Source organism: Streptomyces sp. TRM68367 (assembly GCF_014495685.1).
Classification (GTDB): domain Bacteria; phylum Actinomycetota; class Actinomycetes; order Streptomycetales; family Streptomycetaceae; genus Streptomyces.
Genome location: NZ_JACTVI010000101.1, coordinates 1 through 18,550 on the forward strand (window position 1 = coordinate 1; position 18,550 = coordinate 18,550).

The following is an 18,550-nucleotide window of genomic DNA, read 5'->3' on the forward strand; positions in this document are numbered from 1 at the left end:
AGGAACAGGCAGCCGCCAAGGAGTGGATCGCGAAGAACAAGTCTCTCGTCGACTCCTGGCTGAAGTAAGCGAAGCAGGCCGGAAACACTCCGGTGGCCCCCACCCTCGGTGGGGGCCCGGGCGGACCCGGGCGGCGCCCTGGTGGCCGTATCGGCCGACATGTCGACGGGACAACGCGCGGCACACCTCACCGAGCAGCCGACATCTTCACCTGCCAATTGTCCAGGAGGGTACCTGTGAAGGACGTAGTGATCGTTGGAGGCGGCATCGCCGGACTGGCCGCCGGCTGGCGGTTGCGGCACTGGGACACGCTCCTGCTCGAGTCGGAGGGACGGCTCGGCGGACGCATTCGATCGGAGCGCCGTGGACCGTACTGGCTCAACTGGGGCGGGCACGTCTACGCTGACGGGGACTCGGCGACGTCGTGGCTGCTGAACAGCACCGGAGTTGACTCGGTACCGGTGCCCGGCTCGCTGTCCGGGCTGTCGATGAACGGCAAACTGCTGCTCAAGGGCCGGGTGGAGAGCTACCCGTTCCGCATTCCGATGCTGATGTCGGCGCGGGTCGGCATGGTCAAGGCGGGCGCCAAGGTCGCCCTGTCCGTGGCCCGCTACGCCCGTATCGTGCAGCGCCGGCGGGGCGAGACCGAAGCTCAACGCCAGCAGCGGATCTACAACTTCATGAACGACCGTTCCTTCAAGGACTTCATCGGCGACCTGCCCGAGGACGCCGAGGCCCTGTTCAAGCCCACGGTGACCCGCTCCGCCGCCGACATCGACCAACTCTCGGCCGGCGCCGGTGTCGGCTACTTCAGCCTGGTGTGGAACATCGGTGCGGGCCTCTCCCAGAGCATCGTCGGCGGCCCGTCCACCCTCACCGAGCGCATCGCCGCAGCCCTGTCAGGCCGGGTGCGGCTGAACGCGTCCGTCGACGAGATCGTCCAGAAGAACGGCTCCGTAGTGGTCCGTTACCGTGAGGACGGCGTCGAGCAGGATGTCGAGGCGCGCTGCGTGGTCCTGGCCACTCCCGCCACCGTCAGCCACCGGGTCGCCGTCGATCTCGACCGTGACGTACGCGAGGCCCTGTCGAAGATCGTCTACGGCCCCTACGTGAGCGCTGCGTTCCTCAGCAACGAGACCGGGCGCCAGGTCTGGGACGACGCCTACGGCATCGCGACGCCGAAGCGGTCCTTCAGCGTTGCGCTGAACATGTCCAACGTCGTGCACGGTTACGAAGTGGAACGCCGGCCCGGCAGCAGCCTGATGACCTTCTCACCGGGCAGTCTGGCGCGCGAACTGCTGGAGTATGACGACGACAAGATCCGCCGGATCTACCTCGACGATCTGGACCAGGCCCTGCCCGGCTTCGCCGACAAGGTCGTCGAAGCCGAGATCCAGCGCTGGCCCACAGGCGCGCCCTACTGCTTCCCCGGCCGCGGGAAGCTGCAGCAGACGCTGACCCGCCGCACCGGAAGGGTGCTCCTGGCCGGTGACTACCTCGGCACCCTCTACACCGAGACCGCGATCCAGACCGGCCTGTCGGCCGCCCAGGAGGCCCAGAGCCTGCTCGCCACCGACCGGCAGACCACCCCGCACGGCCTGGCGCCGGTGGGCGCAGCGTCGTAAGCCACCTGTCCTGTCCGGAGCCCGACAGCTCCGGTGCGCCACATCCACGAGCCTGGCATCCACGCCCCGGCGGATGCCTACTCACAGCTTCACCTGAGGAGACTGAATGTCGTCACAGCTGAGCGGTGTCCTGACCGCACTCGCCTCGCCGTTCGCGTCGGACGGGCAGATCGACGAGAAGACACTGCGCCGCCTGGTCGACCGCAGCATCGACGGCGGGGTCGACGGCGTCGTGGCCTGTGGATCCACGGGTGAGTTCGCGGCGATGAGCGGAGCGGAACGGCGCCAGGTGGTCGAGACCGTCATCGACCAGGTCGCCGGACGTGTGCCGGTCATCGCGCAGACCGGTGCGGTGAGCACCAGGGAAGCCGTCGAACTGTCCCGCCACGCGCAGGCCGCCGGAGCTTCGGTCCTGATGGTGGTCGCGCCGTACTACGAGCCGCTGACGCTCGACGAGACGCTGCGCTACCTGCGCACCGTCGCTGACGCCGTGGACATTCCGATCATGCTCTACAACCTGCCCGCGGCCACCGGCGTCAATCTCTCGCCGGAGACCGTCGGACAGCTCGCCCGCGAGGTCGAGAACATCCAGTACATCAAGGACACCAGCGCCGACATGGCTCAGGCCGGGCAGCTGATCCACCGCTACGGCGACGTCATCTCCACCTTCATCGGCTGGGACAGCCTCCTTCTGCAGGCGATCTCCGAGGGCGCCGCCGGTGTCATGGCAGGAACCGCGAACGTGATGCCGGCCGAACTCGTCTCGATCCACCGCGCGTTGCGCGACGGCGACCTCGCACGCGCGCAGGCCGAATGGGCGCGGATCTACCCGCTGATGGACGCGATCATGTCCGCTCCGTTCATTCCGGCGGTCAAGGCCGCCCTGTACGCGGCCGGATTCCCCGTCGGAGAGCCCCGTGAGCCGCTGCTCGGCCTCGACGCCGCCACAACCGCCAGGATCTCCTCCCTGATCGAGACGCTGCCGCAGCTGTCGGCGTCACGCTGAAGAAGGGCGCCGCAATCATGAGATTCCTCGACGAGTACGACGTCCGTTCCGTGTTCGACATCGACACCGCGATCGCCTCCCAACGGGCGGCGTTCATCGCTCTCGCGCGGGAAGAGGCGTGGCAGCCGGAGAAGATCCTGGGCGGCTACGCCGACGACCCCGACACCGTCTTCTGCTACGCCTCCCGCCTCGACCGCAGGAGCGGCCCTGTCTGCAAGTTCGGGAGCATCAACCCCCGGAACGCGGGAACCGGCCGGCCGACCATCCATGCCGTGGTCACCGTGCTCGACCCCCACACCGGCGTCCCCCTGGCCTTCATGGACGGCACAGCGATCACCACGTTGCGCACCGCCGCCGCGAGTGCGGTCGCGGTCCAGGCCCTGGCCAGGAAGGACGCGGCCCGCCTCCTCGTACTGGGGTCCGGCGTACAGGGGCAGGCGCACGTCGCCGCTTTGCACCGCGACAGGGGCTACGCCTGGACCGGAATGTGGTCACCGCCCGGATCACCGCTCGACGTCTCCGTCGGCCGTCTGCGCGAGCAGGGCTTCGACGTCGAACCGGTGGAGTCCCTGAGCGACGCGATCGCCGAGGCCGACGTCATCGTCTGTGCCACGCTGGCCACCGAGCCACTGTTCACCGCGGGTCAGCTCCCACCCGGTGCCACGGTCGTCGCGGTCGGATCCTTCGACCGGCACCGTTGCGAGATCGGACCCGACGTCCTGCGCGCCAGCCACCACGTCGTCGTCGATCACGAACCGACGGCGCGACAGAACTGCGGTCCGCTCGTCGCCGACCGGGCGCAGGGCGACACGGCGGAGCTGGAAGTCCTCGAACTCGGCCATGTCCTGACCGGTGCCGTGGCTGGTCGCAGCAGCGACGGCGACATCATGACGTATCTCAGCGCCGGCCTCGGCGTGCAGGACGCGGCAGCGGCCTGGAGCGTCTATCAGCAGGCCGAACTACACGGCGTCGGCCGGAGTGTGGACTGGCCGGCGGCCACGCCACCCGACCTCGGCCCACCCTCACCCGACTCTTCCACACGACTGCACTCAAGGAGTCACTGATCATGACCACTGCCGCCGGCCTCACGACAGCCACGGTTCGCCGCGCAGCGGACGCACCGCCGCTGATCACCGAGGCAGACCTTCCTCCGGCCCGCCATTTCGCCGACGGGAAGTTCCTCGACGGATCGACCGAGCGCGTCATCGACGTCATCGATCCGGGCACGGAGAGCGTCATCGCCCGGATTCCCGAGGGAACCCCCGACGACATCGACCGAGCGGTGGCCGCCGCGGTCGCGGCCAAGGACCAGTGGGCGCGGCTGGTTCCCAAGGAGCGGTCGGAAGTACTGCACGCCATCGCCGACCGACTGGCGGAGAACACCGACCTCCTGGTCAGGTTGGAGTCGGCCAACACCGGTAAGCCGCTCGCGGTGTCACGTGACGACGTCGACATGACCATCGACACCTTCCGCTTCATGGCCGGTGCACTGCGCGCGACCACCTCCCTGGCCGCCGGTGACTACGCCGAGAACCACCTCTCGGTCATTCTGCGCGAACCGCTCGGGGTGATCGGCGTGATCACCCCGTGGAACTACCCCCTGCTCATGGCTGCCTGGAAGATCGCGCCCATCCTCGCCGCCGGCAACACCCTGGTCATCAAGCCGTCCGAGCAGACTCCGCTGACGACCCTGAAGTTCGCCGAACTCGTCGCCGATCTCCTGCCGCCCGGAGTGGTGAACGTCGTCACCGGATACGGCGCGGTCGCCGGTGCCCGGCTCGCCGAGCACCCGGACGTGGACATGATCGCCTTGACCGGTTCGGTCTCCAGCGGTCGTGCCGTCGCCCGGGCCGCCGCCGACACCCTCAAGCGTGTGCACCTCGAACTCGGCGGCAAGGCCCCGGTGGTGATCTTCCCGGACGCCGATCTCGCGGCCACGGCATCGGCACTGCGCGAAGCCGGCTTCTGGAACTCGGGCCAGGAATGCGGGGCCGCCTGCCGCGTACTCGTCCACGAATCGATCGCCGAGCGGTTCGTCGAGCAACTCGTGGGCGAGGTCCGGTCCCTGGTCGTCGGTGAGCCGACCTCCGGCGAGGAGGTCGAGGTCGGCCCCATGGTCTCGAAGGCACACTTCGACCGTGTCACAGGCTACTTGGAGCGTGCGAAGACCGAAGGCGTCCGAGTGGCGACAGGAGGCGGGGCCATCGAGGGACCCGGTTATTTCGTGGCCCCGACCGTGCTGGTCGACCTCCCCGAAGGCGCCGAAGTCGCCCGCGAGGAGATCTTCGGACCCGTGGTCACGGTCGAGACCTTCGCCGACGAGGAGGAAGCGGTACGGCGAGCCAACGACGTTCCTCTCGGTCTGTCGGCGTCCGTGTGGACCGAGAACGCCCGCCGCAGCCACGACATCGCCGCGCGTCTCGACTTCGGAACCGTCTGGGTCAACTCCCATCTCGTGCTGGCCGGCGAAGCCCCATGGGGTGGATTCAAGGGATCCGGCTATGGACGGGACCTGTCGATCTACGCCCTGGACGACTACTCGCGCACCAAACACGTCATGCACAACCACGGGCGCTGAGTACGTTCCATGAGCCGGTCTACGGCGAGGACGGCCTGCCCAAGGACCGCTGCCGCGCCTACCACGTCGAGAAGGCCCGTCGCGGCGTCGGGCTGACCATGATCGGCGGCAGCGCCCTGGTCAGCCGGGACAGCGCACCCGCGTTCGGAAATCGGCAGAACTGGAAGGACGAAGCGGAGCCCTGGCTGGGCCCTCACCGAGGCCGGGATCGACTTCATCCGTGGCCCAGCGAGAGGCAGCAAAGGAAGTCAGTCACCATGTCTTTCAAGCGAATGATCCATGCCGTGGAGACGCACTCGGGCGAGCCGATGCGCGTCATCACGGGAGGAGTCCCGAACATCCCTGGCGGGTCTGTCTACGAGCAGATGAAGTGGCTCGAGCAGAATGACGACGGGCTCCGGTCGCTCATGCTGCGTGAGCCCCGTGGCTACCCGCCCCTGTGCTGCAACCTGATCGTTCCGCCCAAACACCCCGACGCCGCGGCCGGCTACATCATCATGGAGCAGGTCGAGTACCCCGTGATGAGTGGTGGCAACACCATCGCCGTCGCGACCGTCCTGCTCGAAACCGGCATGGTCCCCATGCAGGAGCCCTTCACCGAGTTCAAGCTCGAGGCCCCGGCGGGCCTCATCGGCATCAGGGCCGCGTGCCGCGACGGCAAGGTCAAGCAAGTGACCTTCGAGAACGTCCCCGCCTTCGCCGCTCACCACGACGCCGTGATCGACGTCCCCGAACTCGGCCGGGTTACCGTCGACGTCGGGTGGGGCGGCATGTTCTACGTGATCGCGGACGTGCGGCAGTTCGACGGGCTGGAGCTGGTCCCGTCCCACGGACGGGAGATCACCCGCGTCTCCTCCCTCATCCTCCGGGCCGCCCAGGATCAGCTGCCGGTCGAGCACCCCGACTACCCGGGGATCGGAATCACGATCTCTCAGTTGTCCGGCCCCACCGACAATCCGGCAGCCGACATGAAGAACGCGGTGACGATGGCGAGCGGGCCCGTGGACTTCTCCAACCCCGCGACGTGGACCGGCTCGGTCGACCGTTGCCCGTGCGGCACCGGTACCTGCGCACGGATGGCCACCCTGCACGCCAAGGGCGCCCTCAAGCTCAACGAACCCTTCCGCCACGAGGGGGTCCTCGGCACCGTCTACACCGGCGAACTCATCCGGGAGGTGCAGGTCGGGCCCTACACGGCGGTAGTCCCGACCATCGGCGGCCAGGCGTGGATCTCCGGTTACAGCACCCACGTGCTCGACCCCGACGACCCGTTCGTCGACGGCTTCACCGTCGGGGACATCTGGGCCTGAGCAGCGCTCGGAGCGTCCCAGTGCCGGCGGCCTTCTGTGTCCAGAAGAAGCCCAGCTTCTTCGGCGAGTGGGACACCAGCAGATTCTTCGTCTGCTGGTGGTGCACGCACCGCCCTAAGTGCTGACCAGTGAAACGGCTTCTGAGGCGATCGGGAAGACCGGCTGACCACCTACTGGACCTGTCGCCTTTGGTCCTGGTCACGGCGACTCAGGCACGGTCATCTGCCTTGCTGTCGTGCCTGCGCGGCGGGCGACGGATCGTCGGCGAAGATCTTGCGCAGAGTTCCACTGCGATGCAGCGCGATCTGAGTGACGACCTGCAGTGCGAGCCACGTGACGGCGTACAGTACGCCGTCCAGCACCGGCACCGTGTCGACGGGCAGTGTGTAGGCCATCACCACGCGCAGGGCCGCGTCCACGAGGAGACCGCACCCCCACAACACCGTCAATCCTCGCCACACGCGTACGAAGGGCGGGTCCGTGGCGAGCAGGTGTTCCAGTGCCGCGCTCCGGCGCGGCAGCATCGCCTTGGCCGCCTGATACGTGACGGGCCGCTTCGTGAACAAAGTGAGGAGCAGCCAGACGGCGGCGAGGGCGGTGAAGGCGCCGTTGCGCGCCAGCGCGGCGCGGGGATTTGCGGTCAGCAGGGTGGCCAGAGCGCTCACGGCCAGGACGGAGAGGGTGAACACGCCGATGGCGTTGATCTCCCGTTTTCTGACGAACCCGTGGAGCGTGTGCACGGCGGGGGCGGAGCCGCTGAGAAGGAGCGAGGACACCTCGCTGAAGCCCGCGCCACGCAGCGTGTAGTAGAGACCGATCGGCAGCCCGACGTCGAAGAGGACGGTCAGCAGGAAGCCCCCGCCCGGCGAGGAGGAGCGCGCGGCGCCTTGTGCCTCTTCGGCGGGTGGAGGACGGTCGGGGGAGGCATGGGCAGGGGTGGGCGCGCCGTCTGCTGGGTCGGAAGGGGCGCGGCGTGGTTCTTCGGCGGGCCGGGAGCCGGCGGAGGGCGTCAAGGGAGCACCTTCTGGGCTTGTTCGGCGGCCGGCTGTGTGTAATGGTCGAAGATGTCCGTCAACTCCTGTGCGCAGCGGTCGAGGGCGGGCCCGGTGCGGGAGAGGTGACGCTGGAAAAGTGCGTCGATCGCCGTGCGTATCACCATCGCCATGAGAGTCGAATATCCCGAACTCCCCGGCGGCGCGGCCTTCTTCGAGGAGGTCGACCAGTCGGTCCTCCGACATGGCGTGCCCCTCGACGCTCTCAAGACCATGTATCTTCCGGCAGCGCTTGAGTGCGGCGATTTCCGCCAGAGCCTTGGCGTGTATGGGGTACCTGGAAATGAAGTCGAAGTTGGCCTGGATGTATGCGCCGACCTTGTCCCGGTAGGTATCTTTGTCGCTGATGTGGGATCGGCATGTCTCTGCGGCGATTCCGTGAATCGTGTTGACGATCTCCGCGAGCAGTTCCGTTTTTCCGGCGAAATGATAGGAGATCATCCCGGTGCTGCTGAGGCCGGCACGTCTGGTGATCTCTTCGAAGGTTGTCCTGGGGTATCCGAGCTCGGCGATTGTCTCGATTGCTGCCTGTACTATCTGGGCCCTCCTGGCCTCTTGGGTGAAGGTACGAGAATTCTGCCGCCTGGTCTTTGAATTCATGTTCCAAAATCATGGTGATGATGCGGTCGGTTGTCCGTGCGTCCGACGAGTGGCAGCCCGGTCCCCTTATTGGCCGACGGTCACGCGTACCGCTTTCCGGCGGATCTCGTCGGCCAACTCCATCGCTGCCACGGCGTCATGTCTGTGGTCGGCCTCCCGCGCCGAGGCGGCGCCCTCCGCTCTCACCGCCGCGGCGAACGAGGTGAGACAGGTGCCGAGTTGGCCCGCGGCCGGAAGGGTGAATCGCTCCTGGTGCCCCTGTTCCTCGAGCAGCACCACCGGTTCGTGCGTCGGCGGAGGAGTGAAGGCGCGGTCCACGGTCACCCGCGCACGGTCACCCCACAGGGTGTGTGGACGCATAGGCGTGTTCGAAGCCGAAGGCGATGTCGGCCAGGACTCCGGAGGGGGACACCAGCAGCGCCTGACCCGACAGGTCCAGCCCGTCCGTCGCCCTGGTCCGAAGCGTCGATGCCGCCACGCGGACCCCCGGTCCGAGAAGCAGTCCGGCCGCCCGCAGCGGGTACACCCCCACGTCCAGCAGGGCACCGCCGCCCATGTCGCCGGCGTACCGGATGTCGTCGGCGGACAGCGGCGGGATGCAGAAGGCGGCATGGAAGGAAGTGAGTGAACCAAGGCGGGCCTTCTCCAACAGGTCCCGCACGAAGTCGTGCTGAGGATGGTGCAGGAACATGAAGTTCTCCCGCAACACCACGTCGTGCTGCTCGGCGAGGGCGCACAACTCCCGAGCCTCGCGGGCGTCCACTCCGATCGGCTTCTCCACCAGGACGTGCTTGCCCGCCCGTATCGCCTTAGCCGCCCACGGGTGGTGGAGCGCGGTGGGCAGGGAGATGTACACCGCCTCCACGTCCGATCGCTCGAGCAGGGCGTCGAAGCCGGACTCCGCCGCGCAGCCGAACTGTGCGGCGAAACCATGCGCCTTTGTGGCGGACCGCCCCGCGAGGGCCACCAGGTCAACCTCGGGTACGCGCACGGCGGTGGGCAGCGTGCGGCGCCACGCGATGGACGAGGTGCCGAGCGCGCCCAGCCGCAGCGGACGGACTGCCCGGTCCGTCACAGCGTCCGCAGTGCCGCGGCCAAAGTCCTGGCCTGCACGTTCAGATGATGGCTGTCACTTCAGCAGTGCGTCCAGTTGCCATGGTGTCACCCAACGGAAGTCCTCTGCGGCCGAGGCGGGGAAGTCCTCCTCCACCTCAATGATCATGTAGCGGCTCCGCGCGTGCAGAAAACGCCCCCCTCCTCCGACAGCACCGTGTCGTACAGCGCCCCGGCCGAACGCCGGCGGAGGACCTCGGCGAGATAGGGCGGCTGATCCGCTGCGGGCAGGTGCGCGGCGGCGTCGAACGCCGTCTCCAGGTCGTCGCCGGCGGCGAAGCGCTCCAGGGTGATGATCTGGCCGTGAATCGGCTGAGTGAGAGGCGCCTGACCGGTAAAAGACCAGGTCAGGCGCCTTCTTTCGGGCGTCTAGAAGAACCCCAGCTGCTTCGGGGAATACGACACCAGCAGGTTCTTCGTCTGCTGGTAGTGCTCCAGCATCATCTTGTGCGTCTCACGGCCGATCCCGGACTGCTTGTAGCCGCCGAATGCCGCGTGTGCCGGATACGCGTGGTAGCAGTTGGTCCACACGCGGCCCGCCTGGATCGTGCGGCCCGCGCGGTACGCGGTGTTCATGTCCCGCGTCCACACACCGGCGCCCAGCCCGTACAACGTGTCATTGGCGAGCTTCATGGCGTCGTCGAAGTCGTCGAAGGACGTCACCGACACCACCGGCCCGAAGATCTCCTCCTGGAAGATCCGCATCCGGTTGTCGCCCTCGAAAATCGTCGGCTGGACGTAGTAGCCGCCCTTCAACTCGCCGTCGTACTCGATGCGTTCGCCGCCCGTGAGGACCCGGGCGCCCTCCTGCCGGCCGATATCCAGATAGGAGAGGATCTTCTCCAGCTGGTCGTTGGACGCCTGGGCGCCGATCATCGTGCCGGTGTCGAGGGGGTGCCCGGGTTTGATCAGTTCGGTGCGGGCGACCGCGGCCTCGACGAACTCGGCGTAGTGGCCGCGCTGGACCAGTGCCCGGGACGGGCAGGTGCATACCTCGCCCTGGTTGAGCGCGAACATCGTGAAGCCTTCGAGCGCCTTGTCCCGGAGGTCGTCGTTCGCGGCCCAGACGTCGTCGAAGAAGATGTTCGGCGACTTGCCGCCGAGCTCGAGGGTGACCGGCTTGATGTTCTCCGAGGCGTACTGCATGATCAGCCGCCCCGTCGTGGTCTCGCCCGTGAACGCCACCTTCGCCACCCGCGGGCTCGACGCCAGCGGTTTGCCCGCCTCCACGCCGAAGCCGTTGACGACGTTCACCACACCCGGCGGCAGCAGGTCCGCGATCAGGCTCAGCCAGTAGTGGATGGATGCCGGGGTCTGCTCGGCGGGCTTGATGACCACCGCGTTGCCCGCGGCGAGGGCGGGCGCCAGCTTCCACGTCGCCATCAGGATCGGGAAGTTCCACGGGATGATCTGCGCGACCACCCCGAGCGGCTCGTGGAAGTGGTACGCCACGGTGTCGTCGTCGAGCTCGCCGAGCGAGCCCTCCTGCGCGCGGATCGCGCCCGCGAAGTAGCGGAAGTGGTCGATGGCCAGCGGGATGTCGGCGGCCAGCGTCTCGCGCACCGGCTTGCCGTTCTCCCAGCTCTCGGCCACCGCCAACGGCTCCAGATGCGCCTCCATGCGGTCGGCGATCTTCAGCAGTATGTCGGAGCGCTCGGTCACCGGCGTACGGCCCCACCCGGGGGCGGCCGCGTGCGCCGCGTCGAGCGCCCGCTCCACGTCCTCCGCCGTGCCGCGCGCGATCTCGGTGAACGGCAGCCCGTTCACCGGGGACGGGTTCTCGAAGTACTGCCCGCGCAGCGGCGGCACGTACTCGCCGCCGATGAAGTGGTCGTAGCGCGCCTGATAGGAGACGATCGCGCCCTCGCTGCCGGGCGCCGCGTAACGGGTCATGCTGGGTCTGCCTCCCGGTGCCGCGCTGCCCGCCGTTGGGCAGCTCTCCCGGGGGACGCTAGGGGGCGGGAGGTTGCAACGACGTTGCGTCCGGCAGGACCCGTCGGCGCACCGCCGGACACGGCCACGCATCCGGTGCCGCCAGCTCGGACTCCAGCGCCGCGAGCCGGGCCCGCACCGTCGGCGTCGGCCGTGTCGCGGTGAGCGCCCGCCACACGTCCAGGTCGTCCTCGCCCCACGGCGCGTGCGCCCAGTCGGCCAGCAGGTCCGGGTCGCGGCGGGCGATCAGCGCCGTACGGAGCCCGTCGGCCAGCCGCCTCCTGAGCCGTACGACCGCGGGGGCGGCGGAGCCGGGCAGCAGCGGGCCGGCGTACGCCGTCGCGGCCGCCGTCACCGCGCCGCTCTCCAGGCGCCGCTCGACCACGGCCACGTCGGACTCGACCGGCACCGTGAGCCGGTACGGCCGCGACGCCAGCAGGCCGGGCCCGAGAATCCGGCGCAGACGGGCCAGCTCGGCCCGCAGCGTCACCGGCGTCACCGACTCGTCCTCGTACAGCGCGCACAGCAACTCGTCGCCGGTCAGCCCCTCCGGGTGGCGGGCCAGCAGCACCAGGATCTCGCTGTGCCTGCGGCTCAGCCTGATCCTGCGGCCGCCGGTGACCAGCAGGGCCTCGTCGCGGCCGAGCGCGCTCAGCTCCGCCGCGTCGACCGCGGTCCGCTCCGGGGTGAGCAGCGCCAGCTGCGACTCGGCGGCCCGGGCCACCGCCTGCACGAAGCCCAGGCTGTGTGGATGCGCGAGCCCGTCCCCGCCGGTGATGTCGACCGCGCCGAGCACCCGCCCGGTGCGCGGATCGTGCACCGGCGCCGCCGCGCACGTCCACGGCTGCACCCGCCGGATGAAGTGCTCGGCCGCGAAGACCTGCACCGGATGGTCCAGGGCGACCGCGGTACCCGGCGCGTTCGTGCCGACCGCCGCCTCCGCCCACCGCGCGCCCGGCACGAAGTTCATTCGCCCCGCCCGGCGCCGGGTGGCCGGATCGCCCTCGACCCACAGCAGCCTGCCGTGCGCGTCGCACACCGCGAGCAGGTGCGCGCCGTCGGCCGCGAACGTGCCGAGCAGCTCCCGGACCAGCGGCATCACCCGCGCCAGCGGATGCTCCGCGCGGTAGGCGCCGAGGTCGCCGTCCACGAGTTCCACGCTCGCCGTGCCGTCCGGCCCGACGCCCGCCCGGGCCGAACGCCGCCACGAGTCGGCCACCACGGAACGCACCGGGCGCGGCACTGTGCCCGCCTCGGTGAACGTCTCATGCGCGCGGCGCAGCATCCGTGCGCGCTCGGCGGGGTCGGCTCCCCGCTCCAGAGCCACCCATGGATCGGTCAACTCGGCCTCCCCGGACGGCGATGCGGCTGGGGACATCGTCACTCCGGGTGTGCGCGGGGACAACCTCTTCGACCAGGGTCATCCGAACGAACGGTGAGCTCGCCGTCCCACCCCGGAGCCCGAGCGCTTGTGCGGCCTCACCCGCGCAGCGTGGCCGCACGAAGTGCACGGCGACCGTGTCGCCCGGCTCCGCGCCCTCCACGTGGAAGGGGCCGGTCTGGGGGTTGAGGAAGGGGAACTCGCACACCTCGGACACCAGGTCCTTCTCGGACCGCACCCGGCCGGCGAAGCAGTCCTCCGTGTACAGGTCGAGGACCGTGCCGGGCGTGATCCGCGCGACGGGCGGCGCGCCGCCGAACGTCCAGGCGTACTCGCCGGGTTCGGGCCGCACGGTCAGGATCCGGGGGTCGCTCATCGCTGCACAGCTCCGTTTCTTGCGGAGGCAGGTGGGTGATCGCCGAGAGGCGGCGCGTGCATCACGGTACGGCGCCTGCCGGGTGGGCAGAAGCGGACGAGGTGCTTCGGTGGACGGCCGCCGGACTGTGGACAACTCGGCCACCTGATCGGGTGATTGAGGTTCGGCTTCCCACAGGCCGGGGCTCACAGCCGCGTCGTTCGCGTTTCATGGGCCGGGGTCCGGACCCGCGCCGTTCGGCGTTCCACGGACCAGGGCCGAGACCCGCGCCATTCGGCGCCCCACCGACCGGGACCGCACGGACTCGCGCGGCGCGGCGCTGCCGGCCCCGTCGATCAGACCCGTTCCGCGACGGCGGCCGGGTCGTCCAGTACCGCTCGTACCACCGCGTGCGCGGCGCCCAGCAGCGGTCCCTCGGGGCCCAGGCGTGACACGGACACGGGGCATGCCGGTCCCGCCGTCCGCCGTGCCAGCTCCTCCCGCAGCGACGGCAGCAGCCACGGCGCGAGTCCGGACAGCGCCCCGCCCAGCACAACACCCTCGGGATCCAGCAGGTTGACCGCCCCGGTGAGCGCGATGCCGAGCGCCGTGCCCGCGTCGGCCAGGGCGCGCCGTACGGCCTCGTCGCCGGCCGCCGCGCGCCCCGCCAGCAGGCCGACGCGGTCCTCGCCCGGCTCCAGACCGGCCGCGCGCAGCACCGCGTCCTCACCGGCGTACTGCTCCAGGCAGCCGCGCCCGCCGCACGCGCACTCCGGTCCGTCCGGACGGACCGGCATGTGCCCCAACTCGCCCGCGAATCCGCGCGTTCCGCGCAGCAGCCGCCCGTCCACGACCACCGCCGCACCGATGCCGATCTCTGCCGACACGTGCACGAAGTCACGCGGAGTGCCCTCGCCGAGCCAGAGTTCGGCGAGCGCGCCGAAGTTCGCCTCGTTGTCCGCGGTCAGTGCGAACCCCTCGGGCAGCAGGGCACCGAGGTCCGCGTCGCGCCAGTCCAGGTTCGGTGCGCGTACGACGGTACGGGCGTCGCGCGCAACCAGACCCGGCACGGCCACGGCGAGCCCCGCCGGCCACAGGCCCTCGCCCTCCGCCTCGGCGACGACCCCGCGCACCAGCTCCGTGAGCTCCTTGAGCACCGGCTCGGGCGTGCGCCCCCGGTTCACACCGCGCCGCACCGCCCGCGCCCGCACCCGCCCGCGCAGGTCGACCGTGCACACCGCGAGGTGGTCGACGCCGATCTCCGCGCCGATCCCGGCGGGACCGTGCCCGCTGACGGCGAGCGCCGAGCCGGGGCGGCCCACCCGGCCGGGCCGCTCCGGGCCCAGCTCCTCGATCAGGCCGGCCCGGATCAGCTCGTCGACGAGCGTCGACACCGCCGCACGGGTGAGCCCGATGCGGGACGCCACGGCGGCGCGCGACAGCGGCCCCTCGGCGCTGACGGCGTGCATCACGCGCGCGAGGTTGCGGCGGCGCATGCCCTGCTGGGTGTCCGGCGTCGCGCGCCCCGGACCGGCCGGGTGTGTCTCGTGCAGCGGTGCGGTCATGCCCGGTCCCGTCCTCAGTCCGCGTGCCGCTCCAGCAGCGGGGCCGCGTCGGAGAGCACCCCGGCGATCCGGGACAGCGTCTCCTCGTCCCGCTCCACCGCCTCCAGCACCGGACCGTGCGCCGTGTTCCAGCGCCGGGCCACCGCGGCCGGATCCTCCCCGGTCAGCAGCCCGGCCGCCTGCGCCGCCGCGCCCAGCGCGACCAGCTCCTTCGCCTCGGGCACCTGGACCGGGCGCCCGGACAGCCGCCGCACCGTCTGCGGCCAGGCCGCGCCCCGGGCGCCGCCACCGATCAGCAGCAGCGGGGCCGAGGGGTCGGCGTCCTCGTCCAGGACCAGGTCCAGCGCGCCCAGCAGCGAGTGCACGGCACCGTCGTACGCGGCCTGGAGCAGCTGGCCGGCGGTCGTGTCCTGGCGCAGCCCGTGCAGCAGCCCGGAGGCGTTCGGCAGGTTCGGGGTGCGCTCGCCGTCCAGGTAGGGCAGGAGGGTGACGGCGGTGCCGGGCTCCACGGCGTCGCGGTCCAGGCCCAGCAGGGTCGCGACCCGGTCGACGGCGAGCGTGCAGTTCAGGGTGCAGGCCAGCGGCAGCCAGTCGCCGCGCGCGTCGGCGAAGCCCGCCACTGTGCCGGTCGGGTCGGCGGGCCGCCGCTGCGACACCGCGTACACCGTGCCCGACGTGCCGAGGCTCATCACCGGCGTGCCGGGGCGCACCCCGAGGCCCAGCGCGGCGGCGGCGTTGTCACCCGTGCCGGGCGCGACCAGGGTGCCCTTGGAGAACGGCAGGCCGTGGCTGTCGCGCACCGTGCCGGCCACCTCGCCGGGCCGGACCACCCGGGGGAGCAGCGCCGGATCGAGGCCGACGTGCCCGAGGATCTCGGCGTCGTACGACTCGGACCCGGACGCCCACCAGCCCGTGCCGGAGACGTCGCCGCGGTCCGTCGTGCCCTGCCCCGTCAGCCGCTCGGTGAGGTAGTCGTGGGGGAGGCGCACGGCCTTGGTGGCGCGGACGGCGTCCGGCTCGTGCTCGGCCAGCCAGGCCCACTTCGTGACCGTGAAGGAGGCGGCCGGGACGGAACCGGTGCGCTCGGCCCAGAACTTCGCGCCGCCCAGCTCCTCGGTCAGCCGGCGGCCCTGCGGCGCCGAGCGCACGTCGTTCCACAGCAGGGCCGGGCGCACGGGCTCGCCCTGCGCGTCCAGCGTGACGAGACCGTGCTGCTGTCCGCCGATCGACACCGCGGCGGCCTCGTGCGCCGCGTCACCGCACTGGCGCAGGGCATCGCACAGGGCGTCCCACCACTGGCGTGGGTCGCTCTCGCGCCCGGCCCCGGAGGACACGGTGTGCGGCGCCTGGCCGCTCGCGACGACCTGCCCCGTGGCCACGTCGACGACCAGCGCCTTGGTGGACTGCGTGGACGTGTCCACGCCGACGACGAGCGGACCCTCGGCTGCTGACATCGGGCTACTCCCTCTTCCGCGGCTCAGCGGGATGTGCTCTTCCGGATGTGCTCCCGGAGACAGCTTCTCTCTTCCCAGGGATGCGTTCGCATACTAATTTGTAAATGGCCATGACGAAATAGTCCGATCGAGCAAGGAGCCGCGGCATGAGCTACCAGCCCACCCCTGAGGACAGGTTCACCTTCGGGTTGTGGACCGTCGGCTGGCAGGGGCGTGATCCCTTCGGCGACGCCACGCGGCGTGCCCTGGACCCGGTCGAGACAGTGCAGCGCCTGGCCGGGCTGGGTGCCTACGGGGTGACCTTCCACGATGACGACCTGATCCCGTTCGGTGCTTCCGACACGGAGCGTGAGGCGTGTGTCAAGCGGTTCCGGCAGGCTCTGGACGCCACCGGCATGAAGGTGCCGATGGCCACCACCAACCTGTTCACCCACCCCGTCTTCAAGGACGGCGCGTTCACCGCCAACGACCGCGAGGTGCGCCGCTACGCCCTGCGCAAGACCATCCGCAACATCGACCTCGCCGTCGAGTTGGGCGCGACGGTGTACGTGGCCTGGGGCGGGCGGGAGGGCGCCGAGTCCGGCGCCGCCAAGGACGTGCGCAACGCGCTGCAGCGGATGAAGGAGGCCTTCGACCTGCTCGGCCAGTACGTCACCGAGCAGGGCTACGACCTGCGCTTCGCGATCGAACCCAAGCCGAACGAGCCGCGCGGCGACATCCTGCTGCCCACCGTCGGGCACGCGCTGGCCTTCATCGAGCGCCTGGAGCGCCCGGAGCTGTACGGGGTCAACCCGGAGGTGGGGCACGAGCAGATGGCCGGGCTGAACTTCCCGCACGGCATCGCCCAGGCCTTGTGGGCGGGCAAGCTGTTCCACATCGACCTCAACGGCCAGTCCGGCATCAAGTACGACCAGGACCTGCGCTTCGGCGCCGGCGACCTGCGCGCCGCGTTCTGGCTCGTCGACCTGCTCGAATCGGCCGGCTACAGCGGTCCGCGGCACTTCGACTTCAAGCCCCCGCGCACCGAGGACCTCGACGGCGTGTGGGCCTCGGCGGCGGGCTGCATGCGCAACTACCTCATCCTCAAGGACCGCGCCGCCGCCTTCCGCGCCGACCCGGAGGTGCAGCAGGCCCTGCGCGCGGCCCGGCTCGATGAGCTGGCCCAGCCCACCGCCGCCGACGGCCTGAGCACCCTGCTCGCCGACCGGTCGGCCTTCGAGGACTTCGACGTCGAGGCCGCCGCCGCCCGCGGCATGGCCTTCGAACACCTCGACCAACTCGCCATGGACCACCTGCTGGGGGCACGTGGCTGACCTCGCTTACGCGCGCGTGGGGACTGATCCTGCGCCCACACGCGTGCGTGTGGGCGCTCCGCCGATGGCCCGGGCGCCGGTCCGTTCACGCGCGCATGGCACATCGCCGACCAGGCCGGCACCGGCGGTCGCCGCTCGGCGCGCGCCCTCCGTGGGCGCCGTGACCGGCCGTCGGCATGCACACCCCGTCCGTATCGCGCGGCAACCGCCGTACGCGTCGCCCCGCGGCGCGCTCCCCGCGCGGAATGCTCCGGAATCGTGCGATCCATGCCATGAGCCCGTAGCAACCTCCGCGCGGGGCTCCCCCGTGACCGTCCCGGGGCGAGCCTGGGCGGTATGTCCATTCCTCCCGTACCGCCCCAGCCGCCCGGGCCGCCGGAGGACGCGCCGCCTGCCGGCGGCGGCTTCGGACCGCCCACTCACGGCGGGTGGGCCGCCGTCCCCGCCGGCCCACCCGGGTGGGCGTCCCGGCCCCCGCAGGCGCCGGAATCCGCAGCTGATCCTCCTCGCCGAGATCGTCGCGGCCGTGGCGGTCGGCGCCGTGGTACTGATGGCGTCCGGCGACGACTCCCCGGACAGCGAGCCGCCCGCCGGGAGCAGCGCGAGCCCGAGCCGCTCGCCGTCGCCCGGCCTCCCGACCGCGTTGCCGAGTGATCTGCCGTCCCTGCCTCGGGATTCCCCAGCGACCTGCCGAGCGACCTCGGATCGCTGCTGCCGTCCCTGGGCGAGGGGCTGCCGTAGCGCGCGGGTGCGGCAGCGTCGCCGGGGTGGAGTCGAGTGCCGCCGGGGTCCTGAGAGGATGGCCCGCATGGCACAGGACGAAGACGCGGCCGGTCCGCACATGCCCGGCGAGGCCGAGACGATGACCGTGGTGGCGGCCGTGATCGTGCAGGAGGGCCGCCTGCTGGTCGTGAGCAAGCAGGCCGCGCCGGACGTCTTCTACCTGCCCGGCGGCAAGCCCGACGCGGGCGAGGAACCGGTGCAGACCCTGTTGCGGGAGCTGGACGAGGAGTTGGGCGTCGAGCCGCTGGAGCCGCGGGTCCTGGCCGACGTCGAGTCCGTGGCGGCCCTGGAGGGCGTGCCCATGAAGCTGACGGTCTTCGAGGCCCGCATCGACCGCACCCCCCGGCTCGCCGCCGAACTGGCCGACCTGCGCTGGATCTCCGGCCACGAACGCGACGTCCGGCTCTCGCCCGCCCTCAGGGACCACGTCCTGCCGCTGCTGAGGCGGGGCGGCCTCGTGGCGTCGTAGGCCAGGGGCCGCCC

At 70.7% G+C, this 18,550-nt stretch carries 16 protein-coding genes and 2 pseudogenes; 7 read left to right on the forward strand and 11 right to left on the reverse strand.

Annotation, left to right across the window (positions count from 1 at the left end; genetic code table 11):
• Window positions 1-236: 236 nt before the first annotated feature.
• From H8R17_RS37615 to H8R17_RS37635, 5 genes are all read left to right on the forward strand, one after another.
• Entirely contained in the window at window positions 237-1,625 is a 1,389-nt protein-coding gene (locus tag H8R17_RS37615; protein ID WP_187827706.1) for an NAD(P)/FAD-dependent oxidoreductase, read from the forward strand.
• A 106-nt stretch (window positions 1,626-1,731) separates the two neighbouring features.
• On the forward strand, window positions 1,732-2,631 hold the full coding sequence (gene dapA, locus H8R17_RS37620) for a 4-hydroxy-tetrahydrodipicolinate synthase (RefSeq protein WP_187827707.1): 900 nt from the start codon (window positions 1,732-1,734) through the stop codon (window positions 2,629-2,631).
• Window positions 2,632-2,648: 17 nt separating this feature from the next.
• Window positions 2,649-3,695: an ornithine cyclodeaminase family protein gene (locus H8R17_RS37625; RefSeq protein ID WP_187827708.1), complete on the forward strand. Its 1,047-nt coding sequence runs from the start codon at window positions 2,649-2,651 to the stop codon at window positions 3,693-3,695.
• Between the two features lie 2 nt (window positions 3,696-3,697).
• Window positions 3,698-5,209: an aldehyde dehydrogenase family protein gene (locus H8R17_RS37630; RefSeq protein ID WP_187827709.1), complete on the forward strand. Its 1,512-nt coding sequence runs from the start codon at window positions 3,698-3,700 to the stop codon at window positions 5,207-5,209.
• Between the two features lie 257 nt (window positions 5,210-5,466).
• Window positions 5,467-6,519 (forward strand): proline racemase family protein, encoded by a 1,053-nt coding sequence (locus H8R17_RS37635; RefSeq protein WP_187827710.1) that lies wholly within the window; start codon window positions 5,467-5,469, stop codon window positions 6,517-6,519.
• A gap of 218 nt (window positions 6,520-6,737) precedes the next feature.
• Here the strand turns inward: H8R17_RS37635 and H8R17_RS47860 are convergent, their stop codons facing one another.
• The 11 genes and pseudogenes from H8R17_RS47860 to xylB form a co-directional block, all read right to left on the reverse strand.
• Window positions 6,738-7,532 carry a VC0807 family protein gene (locus H8R17_RS47860; RefSeq protein WP_262505823.1) on the reverse strand — a complete coding sequence of 265 codons (795 nt, stop codon included), beginning with the start codon at window positions 7,530-7,532 and terminating at the stop codon, window positions 6,738-6,740.
• A complete protein-coding gene (locus tag H8R17_RS47865) occupies window positions 7,529-7,678 on the reverse strand; it encodes a hypothetical protein (RefSeq protein ID WP_262505824.1) in 150 nt (49 codons plus the stop codon). The genes H8R17_RS47860 and H8R17_RS47865 overlap by 4 nt, the downstream gene beginning before the upstream one ends.
• 346 nt (window positions 7,679-8,024) lie before the next feature.
• Window positions 8,025-8,171 (reverse strand): annotated as a pseudogene (locus H8R17_RS49535) (TetR/AcrR family transcriptional regulator); the annotation flags it as partial.
• Window positions 8,172-8,237: 66 nt separating this feature from the next.
• On the reverse strand, window positions 8,238-8,495 hold the full coding sequence (locus H8R17_RS47875) for a hypothetical protein (RefSeq protein ID WP_262505826.1): 258 nt from the start codon (window positions 8,493-8,495) through the stop codon (window positions 8,238-8,240).
• Between the two features lie 10 nt (window positions 8,496-8,505).
• Window positions 8,506-9,246, reverse strand: coding sequence for a Gfo/Idh/MocA family oxidoreductase (locus tag H8R17_RS37645; RefSeq protein WP_316959648.1), 741 nt, complete (start codon window positions 9,244-9,246; stop codon window positions 8,506-8,508).
• 54 nt (window positions 9,247-9,300) lie between these two features.
• Complete coding sequence (locus tag H8R17_RS37650) at window positions 9,301-9,393, reverse strand: hypothetical protein (protein WP_187827712.1); 93 nt, start codon at window positions 9,391-9,393, stop codon at window positions 9,301-9,303.
• A 260-nt stretch (window positions 9,394-9,653) separates the two neighbouring features.
• Window positions 9,654-11,177 (reverse strand): aldehyde dehydrogenase family protein, encoded by a 1,524-nt coding sequence (locus tag H8R17_RS37655; RefSeq protein ID WP_187827713.1) that lies wholly within the window; start codon window positions 11,175-11,177, stop codon window positions 9,654-9,656.
• Window positions 11,178-11,235: 58 nt separating this feature from the next.
• Entirely contained in the window at window positions 11,236-12,558 is a 1,323-nt protein-coding gene (locus H8R17_RS37660) for a GAF domain-containing protein (protein ID WP_187827714.1), read from the reverse strand.
• A gap of 157 nt (window positions 12,559-12,715) precedes the next feature.
• A pseudogene (locus tag H8R17_RS37665) lies at window positions 12,716-12,973 on the reverse strand (acetamidase); the annotation flags it as partial.
• A 335-nt stretch (window positions 12,974-13,308) separates the two neighbouring features.
• Window positions 13,309-14,517 (reverse strand): ROK family transcriptional regulator, encoded by a 1,209-nt coding sequence (locus H8R17_RS37670; protein WP_187827715.1) that lies wholly within the window; start codon window positions 14,515-14,517, stop codon window positions 13,309-13,311.
• A gap of 14 nt (window positions 14,518-14,531) precedes the next feature.
• On the reverse strand, window positions 14,532-15,971 hold the full coding sequence (gene xylB, locus H8R17_RS37675; protein WP_187827716.1) for a xylulokinase: 1,440 nt from the start codon (window positions 15,969-15,971) through the stop codon (window positions 14,532-14,534).
• Window positions 15,972-16,117: 146 nt separating this feature from the next.
• On the opposite strand from xylB, the gene xylA reads away from it, so the two are divergent.
• Both xylA and H8R17_RS37685 read left to right on the forward strand, forming a co-directional pair.
• On the forward strand, window positions 16,118-17,284 hold the full coding sequence (gene xylA / locus H8R17_RS37680; protein ID WP_187827717.1) for a xylose isomerase: 1,167 nt from the start codon (window positions 16,118-16,120) through the stop codon (window positions 17,282-17,284).
• An 808-nt stretch (window positions 17,285-18,092) separates the two neighbouring features.
• Window positions 18,093-18,536 carry an NUDIX domain-containing protein gene (locus tag H8R17_RS37685; protein WP_262505827.1) on the forward strand — a complete coding sequence of 148 codons (444 nt, stop codon included), beginning with the start codon at window positions 18,093-18,095 and terminating at the stop codon, window positions 18,534-18,536.
• Window positions 18,537-18,550: the final 14 nt, after the last annotated feature.

Coding starts and splice junctions, on each gene's coding strand:
- dapA (WP_187827707.1), top strand. CDS start 1,732: ATGTCGTCACAGCTGAGCGGTGTCCTGACCGCACTCGCCTCGCCGTTC.
- H8R17_RS37635 (WP_187827710.1), top strand. CDS start 5,467: ATGTCTTTCAAGCGAATGATCCATGCCGTGGAGACGCACTCGGGCGAG.
- H8R17_RS37650 (WP_187827712.1), bottom strand. CDS start 9,393: ATGATCATTGAGGTGGAGGAGGACTTCCCCGCCTCGGCCGCAGAGGAC.
- H8R17_RS37655 (WP_187827713.1), bottom strand. CDS start 11,177: ATGACCCGTTACGCGGCGCCCGGCAGCGAGGGCGCGATCGTCTCCTAT.
- H8R17_RS47865 (WP_262505824.1), bottom strand. CDS start 7,678: ATGGTGATACGCACGGCGATCGACGCACTTTTCCAGCGTCACCTCTCC.
- H8R17_RS37630 (WP_187827709.1), top strand. CDS start 3,698: ATGACCACTGCCGCCGGCCTCACGACAGCCACGGTTCGCCGCGCAGCG.
- H8R17_RS37685 (WP_262505827.1), top strand. CDS start 18,093: ATGGCACAGGACGAAGACGCGGCCGGTCCGCACATGCCCGGCGAGGCC.
- H8R17_RS37625 (WP_187827708.1), top strand. CDS start 2,649: ATGAGATTCCTCGACGAGTACGACGTCCGTTCCGTGTTCGACATCGAC.
- xylB (WP_187827716.1), bottom strand. CDS start 15,971: ATGTCAGCAGCCGAGGGTCCGCTCGTCGTCGGCGTGGACACGTCCACG.
- xylA (WP_187827717.1), top strand. CDS start 16,118: ATGAGCTACCAGCCCACCCCTGAGGACAGGTTCACCTTCGGGTTGTGG.
- H8R17_RS37670 (WP_187827715.1), bottom strand. CDS start 14,517: ATGACCGCACCGCTGCACGAGACACACCCGGCCGGTCCGGGGCGCGCG.